Source organism: Flavobacterium sp. MDT1-60 (assembly GCF_014844035.1).
Taxonomy (GTDB): domain Bacteria; phylum Bacteroidota; class Bacteroidia; order Flavobacteriales; family Flavobacteriaceae; genus Flavobacterium.
On the sequence record NZ_CP062159.1, the window covers coordinates 1,585,434 to 1,599,162 of the forward strand.

Consider the following 13,729-nt stretch of genomic DNA (forward strand, 5'->3'; position numbering starts at 1 on the left):
TTCCTAAATACCAATGAAACTATGATTAAAAAACGTTTTTTATTACTTCTTTTTATTTGCTCAAGCATATTTGCTCAGAAAGATATTGACATTAATGAATTAAAATGGCTGCCAAATTCGCATTCATTTTGGGTAAACTCGGCAGCTAATATTGTTGTTTATGATGTTGATAAATTAGATCAGAAGACTACAGTTTTAACAGACAAACAATTAAAAAATGCCGGTTTTGATGGAGAAGTAGAAGATTTGGTCTGGAATCAAAATAAAACAAAAGTATTGGTTTATACCAATTCAAAAAAAGTGTGGAGAGCTAATACCAAAGGTGATTACTGGTTTTTTGATTTGGCAACAGGAAACGGAAGAAAGTTAGGGGGTAATTTAGAACCGTCATCTTTAATGTTTGCTAAATTCTCTAATGATAATGAAAATGTTGCTTATGTTTCGAAACACAATATTTATCTTGAAAATTTGGTTTCTGGGAAAATAACGCCTTTAACAACTGATGGAACAGATAAAGTTATTAATGGAACGTTTGACTGGGTGTATGAAGAAGAACTTGCTGCCAGAGATGGCTTCCGCTGGAGTCTTGATGGAAAAAGTATTGCGTACTGGAGAGTTGATGCTTCAGAAACGAAATTTCATTTAATGATCAATAACACGGATGCTTTATATCCGTTTGTAGTTCCGGTCGAATATCCTAAAGCGGGTGAAAAACCTTCTTCTGTAAAAATTGGAGTTATTGATATTGCTTCTTTAAAAACAAATTGGCTGGATATTCCGGGTGAGCCAGATAATAATTATTTGGTTCGTATGGAATGGATTGCAAAAGAAGAAGTAATGGTGGTTCAGCTTAATAGATATCAAAATCAGGCTTCCGTTTATAATTGCAATGCACAATCAGGAAAAGCAAATTTAATCTATCAGGAAAAATCACCTGAGTGGATTGATGTTTTTGATATTTCTTCAGGAGTATATGATGGCTTTCCATGTCAATTTGTAGATGATGGAAAATCTTTTTTATGGAGTTCTGATGCTGATGGCTGGATGCATATTTATAAAATCAGTAAAGATGGAAAAAAGAAAGAGTTAGTTACGACCGGTAAATTTGATGCTTATTTTAAGGCGTATAATGACAAGACAAAATCAATTTATTACATTTCAAGCCCTGCAGATGCGACTCAGCGCTATTTGTACGAAACTAATTTAAAATCCGGAAAAACAAAAAGAATCACTCCGGAAGTATTTGAAGGAACAAATGAATATGAATTCTCTACAGATGGATCATATGCAAAACATACCAATTCTAACATCAATCGTAATCTAAATTCGAGATTAGTTTCGCTTTCTGATCATAAAAAAATAGTACCAAAAGAGACAGATGTTTTTACAGCTCCGGCACATCAGTTTTCTTTGGAAAAGTTTAAAATTACGACTGGTGACGGTATCGAAATGGATGGTGTAATGGCAAAACCTCTTGATTTTGATCCGGCAAAAAAATATCCACTGTTCTTTTATGTTTATGGAGAGCCAATGGCTACTGTAGCGAATGATATACCTTATTTTAATGGATTTATAGACATGTTGATTCCAAGAGGCTATATCGGAATTGCATTGGACAACAGAGGAACTCCATCCCTGAAAGGAACAAAATGGAGAAAATCTATTTATAAAAACATCGGAATTATCAACACCCGTGACCAGGCAATGGCTGCAAAAGAAATTTTGAAGTGGAATTTTATTGATAAGGATAGAGTGGCCGTTCACGGATGGAGTGGCGGTGGGGCTGTTACATTAAATTTGATGTTTCAATACCCTGAAATATACAAAACAGGAGTAGCAATTTCTGCGGTGACAGATCAGCATTTTTATGATAATATATATACAGAACGTTATATGGGCTTGCCAAATGAAAACGAAGCGGCTTATATCCAGGCTTCACCAGTGACTCATGCAAAAAACTTGAAAGGAAATTTACTTTATATTCACGGAACAGGTGATGATAATGTACATTATAAAAATGCTGAAGTTTTGATAAATGAATTAATTAAATATGATAAAGTTTTCAATTTAATGATCTATCCTAATCGTTCTCATTCTATCTATGAAGGTGAGGGTACCCAACAACATTTAATAAACACTTTTATCAAATTTGTGGAAGAAAAATGCCCTCCTGGTGCAAAATAAAATTTGAAAGAAAAATAAAAAAGGGAGAATTTCTGTAAATGAAATTCTCCCTTTTTTATTTTAAGACAAAATGATATATTGGTGGCTGCTAAGAAAAAAGTAGCGGTTTTATGCGTTGGAATGATCTCTGAGTATCTTTTGCGTTTTTAAATAATCCATAGCAAATTTACCTTCGTTAAAAAGTAAATCCAAAACACTCAGATTATTCATAAAACCATGTTTGTCATCGAATACCTGTGGGTATTTTTCGAAAGAATTTGGGTCTTTTTTACCATTTGCCAGATATCTGAAATCACAGATATTTTCTGCATCCATGAAATATTCGGTTGTTTTGCTGAATTCTAATTTGATTCTCAAACATTTGGTAACAATGTGTAAAACTTCCATGTTTAAATCTATTAAAAAAGTATGTTTCTTTTCGAAAACTGGTCGAATATCATCTTCAAAAAATTCAAAAAAAGGAGAACTTCTGTAACCTGCTTCCAAAGATTTAAAATGTTGTTTTTGCCAGTCAAATTCATTTTCAATCAAAACATCTCTTGTTTTTTGATGCAATGTTTTAGAATGTTTAACAGGAATGTTCAATAACTGAATTCCGTTTGGACTATAGATATAGGTACGGTTTCTGTTGGTTTGTTTTTGAAAATTATCTTCCATTTCAAAAGTAATATTTTCAGATTGAGCCATAACTGCAAAGTGGCTAATCGAAGGAAAATAAGTAGGAAGTAATAACGAATTCATGACTTTTTTGTTTAAAAGTTTCAGGTTTCAAGTTTCAGGTTTTGTGCAAACTTGAAACTTGACACGAGGCTGAAAGCTGAACTGGCGTAGCAAACCTGAAACTAAAATAACTATTTTTTATTTATGCTTTATTTTCTTTTCTCTTTCTCCAGAAATACTCTCCAACAAAATAGGCAGCAAGTACCATTAAGAAATATTTGAAGTAAGATTGTGGCTGTCCTTCACCATCAACTGTTGTAAAAACTCTGTCCCAACGAATTTTATTGATTCCTTTTCCGTTAGTGTCCCAGCTTAACCAGATAAAAACTGGTTTTCCTACAATGTGATTTTCAGGTACATAACCCCAGTAGCGACTGTCTTCAGAATTATGGCGATTGTCTCCCATCATCCAGTAATAATTTTGCTTGAATGTATAGGTGTTAGTTTGTTTTCCGTTAATAATAAAATGAGAACCGTCTATTTGCAAAGTATTACCTTCATAATTTGTAATAATTTCTTTGTAAAATGGTAATGATTCGTTTGTTAGAGCAACCGTTTTTCCTGCTTCCGGAATATAGATTGGGCCGTAATTGTCTTCGTTCCATTTATTGATGTGAGGGAAGATCCTATCATCATTTCCAGTTGCAATTTCGCGTACTACGCCAGTAATACCAGGAATGCTTTTCATTCGTTCTGCATTAGCTTCTGTTAAGGCGCCAATATACAGTGTGTCTCTTTTAGCCGGATCTCTAAACCCTCTTACATCGACAAGATTAACATTCAATTCTTTTAAAAGAGCTTCTAAATCAATTGGAGTTTTTTCGTCTAATGCTATTTTGTATGAATATTGCGGTTTTGCTCTTTCTGGTAAAATTAATTTTTTTCCGTTGATATAAACATAACCATCTTTTATAGATAAGCTATCTCCGGGAATACCAACACATCTCTTAACATAATTTGATCTTTTGTCAATTGGTTTTATTACGCCTGGTCGTCCTTTTGGCTCGTAAAAATAATGTACCGTATCAACGGGCCAGTTAAAAACGACAATATCGGTTCGCTTTATTTTTTCGAAAGCAGGTAATCTAAAATAGGGTAATTGTGGCCAGCTTAAGTATGATTTTCTTTTTGTTAATGGTATAGAATCATGAACCATTGGTAATGCAACTGTAGTCATTGGAACTCTTGGCCCGTAGTTTAGTTTGCTTACGAATAAAAAGTCTCCAATTAATAAAGATTTTTCTAATGAAGAAGTTGGAATTGTATAAGGTTGTACTACATAAGTGTGCACCAGTGTCGCTACGATTATAGCAAAAAGAAGTGAACTTATTGTATCAGCAGTTTTGTTTTCAGGAGTTAATGATCTGTTGGCGTTGTATTCTAATTTCTGAGTATAGTTTACATAATAGATATAGAAGCCAAGGGTGAAAATTCCAAAAAAAGTATCTAAAGTTGATTTTTTACCAAACGTTCTTAGTGTCTCTACCCAAACAACTGGAAACATAATCAGGTTTATAATCGGAATGAAAAGCAATATTGTCCACCAGGTTGGTCTACCAATAATCTTCATTAGGATTATAGAATTGAAAACAGGAATTGCAGCTTCCCAACTTTTTCGGCTAGCAGCCTGATACAATTTCCAGGTTCCCATAAAATGAATGATTTGAACCGCTAAGAAAAAAACAAACCAAAGATATAGAGTCATAATATTTTGTTTAAAGTTTCAAGTTTAAAGTTGATCTGTTGGATTTAACTTTAAAGTTTAAATTTATTTTAAGTTTAAAACGTCTTTCATACTGTAGATTCCCTTTTTACCAGCAAGCCATTCAGCTGCAATTACGGCACCAAGAGCAAAACCTTCACGGTTATGGGCAGTATGTTTTAATTCGATGCTATCTACAATTGAATTGTAAGTTACGGTATGAGTGCCCGGAACGTCTCCAATTCTTTTTGCTTCAATATGAATTTCGTTTGTGTTAGCCTCGTCTAAAGTCCAATTTGCGTAATTGCTATTTTCGATAACACCTTTTGCTAATGAAATTGCAGTTCCACTAGGAGCATCTAATTTTTGAGTATGATGAATCTCTTCCATAGTCACTTTGTACGAATCAAATTGGGACATAATTTTAGCCAGATATTCATTCAATTCGAAGAAAATATTCACTCCTAAACTAAAGTTAGAACTCGAAATGAATCCCCCTTGTTTTTCGTTGCAAAGCGCAACCATTTCGTCAAAATGTTCTAACCAGCCTGTTGTTCCGGATACTACAGGAACATTGGCATGAAAACAATTGGATATATTATCAACGGCAGCAGTAGGAACGCTGAAATCAATTGCGACATCAGCAGTCGAAAGTCCTTCAAAAGTATTAGTTTCATCTTTCTTTAAAACAATTTCATGACCTCTTTCTAAAGCAATTCGTTCAATTACTTTACCCATTTTTCCGTATCCTAAAAGTGCAATTCTCATTTTATGTATTTTTTTTGAATTTTAAATAGTAACAAAGGCTATTTAAAAGTGGTAATTAAAAGTTAGTCCAACGTTTGGTTTAAAAGTTACATCAGCCGGATAAATTTCCGGACGTACTGATAGTCTTTCGTTTACGTTAAATTGAATTAAAGCGGCATCGACATTGGCATCAATAATGTTTAAAACATAAAAACCTACAACAAACAATGCAGATAAATCCCTGTTTCGTTGATAGAATTTTTGCCCGGCAATAAGTCTGCTCTCATCTAAAAATTGATAATCATCATCGTTGTAGCCTTCAAGTCTTCGTTTGTAGGCGTCACGATAATCGTGGTATTTTTTATTATTATCAATATAAAAATATAAACTGGTGCCAATTGCTCCGTAAACTAATGGTATTTTCCAGTATTTTTTGTTGTATGCCTGACCTAAACCTGGTAAAATTGCCGAGTAAAAGGCTGCTTTTGCTGGAGTAAGCGGGTCTATTTCCTGTAACTTAGTAGTGTCTTTAACAACCAAAACCGTGTCTTTTTTTGCCTGGGCAAAAAGAGAAACGGTTCCTATAAGAAAGAACAATAGACTGATGGGGACAATTTTATTCACTATCCGTTTATTAATTTTATAATTCTGTCAAAATCAGCTTGGGAATTAAAAGGAATTGTGATTTTTCCTTTTCCGTTACCAGCGACTTTTATATCAACTTTCGCACCGAAATAATCATTGAAAGTGTTTTTATGTGTTTCTTTAACCATAAACGAAGAATCTGCTTTTGCTTTTCCTTCTGGTTTTGGCTTTAGGCTTTCGTGATAATTTTTCACCAAAGTCTCTGTTTCACGAACAGATAGATTTTGACTTACTATTTTTTGATAGATATCCGTCTGTATATCTAAATCTTCAATATTAATAATCGCTCTACCGTGACCCATGCTGATAAAACCATCGCGAATACCCGTTTGGATAATCGGATCTAATTTTAAAAGACGTAAATAATTGGCAATTGTAGAACGTTTTTTTCCAACCCGTTCACTCATTTGTTCCTGAGTCAATTGAATTTCATCAATCAAACGTTGGTAGGATAGTGCAATCTCAATTGGATCTAAGTCATGACGCTGAATGTTTTCAACCAAAGCCATAACCAAAGACTCATTGTCATTTGCTATACGGATGTAAGCTGGAACATGTGTTAAGCCTACTAAAGTTGAAGCACGTAAACGACGCTCTCCAGAGATTAACTGGTATTTATTGAATTCTAATTTTCGAACAGTAATAGGTTGAATCACACCAAGTTCTTTAATAGAAGTGGCTAATTCGCGTAAAGATTCTTCATTAAAATTGCTTCTAGGCTGAAACGGATTTATTTCGATAGCACTTATTTCAAGCTCTATGATGTTTCCAACAACTTTGTCAGCATTTTTGTCTTCTACTGATGTAATGTCGTTTTCCGGATCTTTTAATAATGCTGATAATCCTCTTCCTAAGGCTTGTTTTTTAATTGCTTTTGTCATAAAAACTATTTGCTGTTTTTCTTTATAATTTCCTGAGCTAAATTAATGTAATTAACAGCTCCCTTGCTGGTTGCGTCATAGTTAATGATGCTTTCTCCAAAACTTGGCGCTTCACTTAATTTTACATTTCGCTGAATAACGGTGTCAAAAACCATATCATTAAAGTGTTTTTGAACTTCTTCAACCACCTGATTAGATAAACGTAATCTTGAGTCATACATTGTAAGGAGCAATCCTTCGATATCAAGATCCGGGTTGTGTATTTTTTGAATACTTTTTATAGTGTTCAATAATTTTCCTAATCCTTCAAGTGCGAAATATTCACATTGAATTGGAATAACTACTGAATCTGCAGCTGTTAAAGCATTCAGGGTTAATAAACCTAAAGAAGGTGCACAGTCAATAATAATAAAATCATAGTCGTCTTTTACACTTTCTAATGCCTTTTTAAGCATGTATTCTCTGTTTTCTTTGTCAACCAATTCGATTTCGATGGCCACAAGGTCAATATGAGCAGGGATCACATCAACATTTGGAGCTGAACATTTCACGATGGTTTCTTTTGGGGTGTGGCTATGTTCAAGTATTTGGTAGGTACCAATTTCTACTGATTCTACATCAATCCCAAGGCCGGACGTGGCATTTGCTTGAGGATCAGCATCAATCAATAATACTTTTTTTTCTAAAACACCTAGTGAGGCTGCAAGATTTACCGATGTAGTAGTCTTTCCAACGCCTCCTTTTTGATTAGCAATCGCAATGATTTTGCCCATTTATTTTCTAAATTTTGAACCGTAAAAATACAATTATTTATGGTTTTTGAAAATCTATTTTGTTAACATTTGCTAAACTTTGGTTAATCGTTGTATGGTGCGTGTTTTGAAGATTTTTTTTTTGTAATAATAAAAAATAGTAACGAAATTCCCTACTGTTTTATCCTTGTTTTAAGTGCAAAAAGTACAAAGCGATAGTTTGATTAAAAAAAATGCAATTTAGTGTTAGATTAAGTTTTTTAATTTTTTAAAAGTTCAATTTTTACATTCATTGAGCCACTTCTTTTGTTTGAGGCAATTTTCATAAAAGCTCTTTTTGTAAGATCAATTTCTCTTTTTTTGCTAAAAGGTCCTCTGTCGGTAACCTCTACAATAACAGATTTATTATTTCGTTCGTTTGTGATTTTTAGTTTTGTGCCAAAAGCAAATTTTTTATGAGCAGCAGTTAATTTATTGTTATTGAATCGTCTTCCACTTGCAGTTCTTTTTCCGTTAAATTTATCATTGTAATAAGAGGCATGTGCATGAGTCTTGTATAAGATGTATTTTTCAGATTTTCCTTTAGATTCTTTAGAAGCTGATTTTTTTTGTGCAAAAGCGAACGTGGAAATAAATAAAATTATATAGAGTGCTATTTTTTTCATTTAAATATTTTCTATTGGGTGCAAAAAAAGCTTATTTAAAAAAAATAACCAAATAGATCAGGTTATATTTATACTAAAGAAAAGCTTTTTATGGGGAGGTAAAACTTGAATAACATATTATGAAAATTGCCAAAGGTATCAAATGTTGGAACTTAATATTATCACTATCAATTCCCTACGATCAAAACCGTAGGCTATAATTGGAATATAATAAATTTTAGAAGTTCGGGGAATATTGATGTTTTTGAATTTAAAGCAAAAAAAAGTCTTTTCAAATAAATGAAAAGACTTTTGTCGGGGTGGCAGGATTCGAACCTGCGGCCTCCTGCTCCCAAAGCAGGCGCGATAACCGGGCTACGCTACACCCCGTAAGCGGATGCAAATATAGTAATAAATTCTGTTTACAAAAGGAAAATTTCAAAATAAATAAAACTTATTTTGAGATAGTTATTTAGGATTTAATTTGGTGGTAATTTTTTATAATAAAGTTTACATTTGCATCACAAAAAAACTACACGAATTATGTCAGATACAATCGAAAAAATTAAATGCCTTATTATAGGTTCTGGTCCTGCAGGTTATACTGCTGCAATTTATGCTGCCAGAGCAAATATGAATCCGGTTTTATATCAGGGAATGCAGCCAGGCGGTCAGTTGACAACTACAAATGAAGTAGAAAACTTTCCAGGTTATGTTGATGGAGTAACAGGACCAGAAATGATGATTCAGTTACAAGATCAGGCAAAACGTTTTGGTGCAGATATTCGTGATGGCTGGGCTACTAAAGTTGATTTTTCAGGAGATATTCATAAAGTTTGGATTAATGATAGCATCGAATTGCACTGTGAAACCGTTATTATTTCAACAGGTGCTTCGGCTAAATATTTGGGGCTACCATCAGAGCAACATTATCTAAATATGGGTGGAGGAGTTTCTGCCTGTGCTGTTTGCGATGGATTTTTCTACCGTAACCAGGAAGTTGTAATCGTTGGGGCAGGAGATTCTGCTTGTGAAGAAGCGCATTACTTATCTAAACTTTGTAAAAAAGTAACGATGTTGGTGAGAAGCGAAAAATTCAGAGCTTCAAAAATTATGGAAGAACGCGTTCGAAAAACAGAGAATATCGAGATTTTAATGAACCATGATACTCTTGAAGTTTTAGGAGATAATAATGTTGTTCATGCTATAAAAGCTTTGAATAAAACTACTGGTGAAGTTATTGAAATTCCTGCAACAGGATTTTTCGTAGCAATTGGTCACAAACCAAATACAGATATTTTTAAAGATTACATCACTCTTGATGAGACAGGTTATATTATCAATACTCCGGGAACATCTAAAACAAATGTTGACGGTGTTTTTGTAGCTGGAGATGCTGCCGATCACGTTTACCGTCAGGCAATTACTGCTGCCGGAACAGGTTGTATGGCTGCTCTTGATGCAGAAAGATATTTAGCGTCTAAGGAGTAAACAGTCTCAGTCTCAGTTTTCAGTTTGCCGGAATGCGAATATAAAAAAGTCCCAATTATTTTCGATTGGGACTTTTTTATATAAAATTTATAAAGTTTTCAGAACTGAAGACGGAGACCGAAAACTGTGACTATTTTATTTTTTTTATCAATTTTGCTTCTTCAGAAAAACGAGTAAGCGTGATGACAGGGCTTCCAAAAAGTGAAACTTCTGTTTTGTCTCCTGCTGCTAATGTTAGTGTTGTTTCTGCTAAAATACTTCCTACTGAATATCCTTCAGCAGTAATATTGGCATCTTTCAAAGTAAATTTAGTTCCGGTGAAAGTCGAATTATTATCTAAACGAATAGTTGCTTTTTCTGCGATTCCTTCAAGGGTTGCATTGGCTTTTTGATATAAATCACATTTGAATTTAGTTGCTGATACCAAAGATTTTATAGTGGAGCTTTTGCTCAATTGAAGTGCAGCTTCGTCTGCTTTTAAGTTTATTTCTGATTTTGATTTATCATCAGCAATTAAACTGAATTTTTTAGCATTTACATTTAAAAATAATTTTGAAAAATCGAAACTATTAAAAGTAATATCATCCAACTGAAGTTCCTGAATTGCATAAACAACGGCTTCGTTTTTTGTAATAACTTTATTAAAAGTATTTGTGTACGTAACATGTACAGCAAGTTTTTTGAAAATAGTACTTTCTTTTGCGGTATATAAGCGAAGAGTTTTGTCTCTTAAATCCATTCCGATAATATCATGCAAATTATCATCGGCTTCAATTTTAATTTCGTTTTTTTCTCCACGTTCTAAATAAACTTCAATATTGTCATCAACTTCAAGAGCGTCAAAATTTCCTGATTCTTTTATTGAAGTCGTAACGACTTTAGTTCCTTTTATCTTTTCTCTTTTTTGGGCAAAAGTTACTGTAGTGACTAATAATAATAATAGGAGTAGGGCTGTACTTTTTTTCATTAATTCTAGATTTGATTTTGACAAATATAAAAAAATCATCCACTTTTGATGAATGATTTCTTTTATATTTAACAGATAAATTAGGTTTATCCCTGACTGATGCTTCCTCCAGAATTTTCAGTTTTTTCAATTGTTTTAGGAGAACCTTCATAATTGATGCTTCCACCACTGTTGGCTTTGGCTTTTAAACTCACGATTGGGTGAATATTTATGCTTGCTCCGCTATCGGCATCAGCTTCAATTTCATTGGCTAATAATTTTTCAGCTTCTATACTTGCAGCGCTTGATGCTGAAGATTTTACTTTTAATGCTTTTCCTTCAATTGTAATAGAACCGGCACTGTCTGTGTCCAAAGAAATTTCATCAGATTCGATATTAACATTCATCGTAGCAGCACTTGAGGCATCTAATTTTATGTTAGTAGCCCGAAGAACATCTGTGCTGGTTATAGTAGAAGCACTTGAAGCTTCTAATTTGTCAATAACAGGCATCTTAACAATTACTTTTTTCTTAGTAACATTATGGAAAGAAGTAAATTCACAACGAATTACAAGTGTTCCGTTTTCAACAGTCGTTTTAATTTCTTTTTGCAAATTGTCATCAGCTTCGACAATGATCTCGGTTTTATCTGATTGTTCGATTACAACATCAATAGCATTGCTTACTGATACTTTTTTAAAATCTCCCTGAACAATTCGTTTTTCAGTCGTAACATTTCCACTTCCTTCAATCGATTTCATGTTATTAAAATTACATGAAGCGAACAATAATGCGGTAACAGTGGCAATAATGAATTTCGTAATATGAATGATTATTTTTATCATGGCTTTAGTTTATTTTGATTATAACTCCGTTTTTATCAGTGGTTAGCTTTCCGTTAGTTTTTTTTCCGTTTAAAACTTCTTTTCCGTTTATTTTAATTGATACTTCTTTTACCGTATCGTTGTCAATTGCGGTAGTATCATTGTTGTCGTAGTCTACATCATCATGATCATTTTCATCTGCCGGACAATTCAGGCATTTAATTTTAGAACCTTCAACTTTATAATTGTAATTACCACTAAAATGCAAGTTGAAAAAGTCATTCTCAGAATCATCGTAATCTTGTACAGATGCATCTGGTTTAAACAATTGACCTTCCGGCAAGTACAAATATACATCAACTTCCTGACCTCTAAACTTATTTTTTACATCTGTAAGAAAATAATTATCCAAAATTAAATGATTTCCGCTAACCTGAATATTATAATTGATTTTTTCTGCTCTTTGTTTTGCACTTGCAAATGAATTTCCTCTGGCGGTTCTTTCAATTTGTATATAAGGAGCAGCATCATCAGTATGCAAAACATGCAAGCGAACATCATTAGAATAAATTAACTGATGATTAGCGGAATCCTGTACAAACTCAAACTCTCTGTGATGATTCAAATCTTTTGCGTAGTAATCATTGTATCTGAATTTTACATAAAGTGTATCTTTCGGATTGATATTGATTGCTTTTTTCTCTACTGTTTTACCATCATAAGAAATTTCAGTAGCTTGTTTGATTCCAATGCTAATTGCAATTGCAATAGCGATAATCCAGATTGCCAACAAAGTGTATTTTGTGATATTACCAATAGACTTTAAGTTTGGAGATAACAATTTGAAACCTAAAAGTGTCAAAAAGAAGAATGGAATTCCAACGGCAAAGAACATTAATAAACCAAATGACCAAATAGGGTACTCTGTAAAGTTTCCGGCTTCAACAAAATTTTGCCAAGGAAAATCGATAAAGATATTTGTTCCTAAAGTAAACACTCCAATTAACAATAATATCAAAGTACTAATACCGGCCATGATTAAAATTACGCCTAAAAATTTAGCGAAGATTTTAAAAACCGTAATGACAAAGTCTCCAAATGAACTACTTATTCTCTCAGCTCCCGACTTTACCTGGTTTCCCATTGCATCATAATCTGCATTTTTAAATCTGTCAGATAATGACTCTATTTCTTCGCGAACTTTTTTTTCGATGTTCGAAATAGTAACCGGTTCACCTGTCATTTCTAATTTTTCTGAAGTTGTAACAGCTTCCGGAGTTACAATCCAAAGAACGAAATAAGCTAAAATTCCAGTTCCAAAACCTGCAAAAACAAATACTAAGAATACGATTTTAATCCAGACAGCATCAATTCCAAAATAATGTCCTAAACCTGTTGCAACACCACCAATCATACCTTTTTCTTTGTCACGGTATAATTTTTTATGTTTTCTTGCTCCGTAATCGTTAAAAGACTGATTTGATTTTTCTTCATCTTCAATGATGTAATCTTCTGGTTGTCCCATAACTGCAATCACTTCATCAACATCTTTCAATCCCACAACATGTTTCTCGCTTTTTTGTTTTTCTGTTAATAATTCAGAAACACGCATTTCGATATCTTTAATAATCTCGTCTTGTCCGGATGAGCTGTTTAGTGATCGCTTTATGGCGTCAAAATAGCGAGTTAATTTTAAGTATGCATCTTCATCGATGTGAAAAAACATACCTCCTAAGTTAATATTTACTGTTTTGTTCATGACTATTGATTTTGATTGGTGATTAGATTTACGGCGTCAGATAATTCTGTCCAGGTGCCGCTAAGTTCGTTTAAAAAAGTTTGTCCTATCTCGGTTAATCCATAATATTTTCTTGGCGGCCCTGAGGTCGATTCTTCCCAACGATAATTTAGCAAACCGTCGTTTTTCAGCCTAGTTAAAAGTGGATAAACTGTTCCCTCAACAACTAGTAATTTTGCGTTTTTTAAAGTGTCTAATATTTCTGATGTGTATGCATCTTTTTCTTTTAATACAGATAAGATGCAAAACTCAAGAACACCTTTGCGCATCTGTGCTTTTGTGTTTTCAATGTTCATAATTTCATTTTGTTTTTTTTAGATTGAACAATTCGTTTTTTGATTGATGATGATTCCTGCGCCGGTTCGGCATTCTGGCACGGGTGATTGATGATTGAT

General features: G+C 33.3%; 13 protein-coding genes and 1 tRNA gene. 2 read left to right on the forward strand and 12 right to left on the reverse strand.

The genetic code is table 11. The annotated features are described in order from the left end of the window. Window positions 1-21: 21 nt before the first annotated feature. Entirely contained in the window at window positions 22-2,184 is a 2,163-nt protein-coding gene (locus tag IHE43_RS06695; protein ID WP_192187228.1) for a DPP IV N-terminal domain-containing protein, read from the forward strand. 108 nt (window positions 2,185-2,292) lie between these two features. Here IHE43_RS06695 and IHE43_RS06700 read toward each other — a convergent pair whose 3' ends face one another. The 8 genes from IHE43_RS06700 to IHE43_RS06735 form a co-directional block, all read right to left on the reverse strand. After that, a complete protein-coding gene (locus IHE43_RS06700) occupies window positions 2,293-2,925 on the reverse strand; it encodes a WbqC family protein (protein WP_192187229.1) in 633 nt (210 codons plus the stop codon). A 121-nt stretch (window positions 2,926-3,046) separates the two neighbouring features. After that, on the reverse strand, window positions 3,047-4,609 hold the full coding sequence (lepB, locus tag IHE43_RS06705) for a signal peptidase I (RefSeq protein ID WP_192187230.1): 1,563 nt from the start codon (window positions 4,607-4,609) through the stop codon (window positions 3,047-3,049). A 63-nt stretch (window positions 4,610-4,672) separates the two neighbouring features. Further along, window positions 4,673-5,374, reverse strand: a complete 702-nt coding sequence (gene dapB, locus IHE43_RS06710) for a 4-hydroxy-tetrahydrodipicolinate reductase (RefSeq protein ID WP_192187231.1) — start codon at window positions 5,372-5,374, stop codon at window positions 4,673-4,675. Between the two features lie 42 nt (window positions 5,375-5,416). Then, window positions 5,417-5,977 carry a DUF5683 domain-containing protein gene (locus IHE43_RS06715; protein ID WP_192187232.1) on the reverse strand — a complete coding sequence of 187 codons (561 nt, stop codon included), beginning with the start codon at window positions 5,975-5,977 and terminating at the stop codon, window positions 5,417-5,419. Continuing rightward, the gene (locus IHE43_RS06720; RefSeq protein WP_192187233.1) at window positions 5,977-6,879 is read right to left on the reverse strand and encodes a ParB/RepB/Spo0J family partition protein; all 903 of its coding nucleotides are present in this window, start codon (window positions 6,877-6,879) and stop codon (window positions 5,977-5,979) included. Before IHE43_RS06720 ends, IHE43_RS06715 begins: the two co-directional genes overlap by 1 nt. A 5-nt stretch (window positions 6,880-6,884) precedes the next feature. Beyond that, window positions 6,885-7,652, reverse strand: a complete 768-nt coding sequence (locus tag IHE43_RS06725) for a ParA family protein (RefSeq protein ID WP_192187234.1) — start codon at window positions 7,650-7,652, stop codon at window positions 6,885-6,887. 239 nt (window positions 7,653-7,891) lie between these two features. Beyond that, the gene (locus tag IHE43_RS06730; RefSeq protein WP_192187235.1) at window positions 7,892-8,296 is read right to left on the reverse strand and encodes a septal ring lytic transglycosylase RlpA family protein; all 405 of its coding nucleotides are present in this window, start codon (window positions 8,294-8,296) and stop codon (window positions 7,892-7,894) included. A gap of 294 nt (window positions 8,297-8,590) precedes the next feature. After that, window positions 8,591-8,665 (reverse strand) — tRNA-Pro (locus IHE43_RS06735). Window positions 8,666-8,818: 153 nt separating this feature from the next. Between IHE43_RS06735 and trxB the strand changes: the two genes are divergently transcribed. After that, complete coding sequence (trxB, locus tag IHE43_RS06740; protein ID WP_192187236.1) at window positions 8,819-9,766, forward strand: thioredoxin-disulfide reductase; 948 nt, start codon at window positions 8,819-8,821, stop codon at window positions 9,764-9,766. A 130-nt stretch (window positions 9,767-9,896) separates the two neighbouring features. Here trxB and IHE43_RS06745 read toward each other — a convergent pair whose 3' ends face one another. The 4 genes from IHE43_RS06745 to IHE43_RS06760 all read right to left on the reverse strand — a co-directional run bounded on the left by IHE43_RS06745 (window position 9,897) and on the right by IHE43_RS06760 (window position 13,630). After that, on the reverse strand, window positions 9,897-10,733 hold the full coding sequence (locus tag IHE43_RS06745; RefSeq protein ID WP_225585428.1) for a GIN domain-containing protein: 837 nt from the start codon (window positions 10,731-10,733) through the stop codon (window positions 9,897-9,899). 86 nt (window positions 10,734-10,819) lie between these two features. Continuing rightward, window positions 10,820-11,557 carry a head GIN domain-containing protein gene (locus tag IHE43_RS06750; protein ID WP_192187238.1) on the reverse strand — a complete coding sequence of 246 codons (738 nt, stop codon included), beginning with the start codon at window positions 11,555-11,557 and terminating at the stop codon, window positions 10,820-10,822. A 4-nt stretch (window positions 11,558-11,561) separates the two neighbouring features. Beyond that, on the reverse strand, window positions 11,562-13,295 hold the full coding sequence (locus tag IHE43_RS06755; protein ID WP_192187239.1) for a PspC domain-containing protein: 1,734 nt from the start codon (window positions 13,293-13,295) through the stop codon (window positions 11,562-11,564). A gap of 2 nt (window positions 13,296-13,297) precedes the next feature. Continuing rightward, window positions 13,298-13,630: a PadR family transcriptional regulator gene (locus IHE43_RS06760; protein ID WP_008464689.1), complete on the reverse strand. Its 333-nt coding sequence runs from the start codon at window positions 13,628-13,630 to the stop codon at window positions 13,298-13,300. Between the last annotated feature and the right edge of the window lie 99 nt (window positions 13,631-13,729).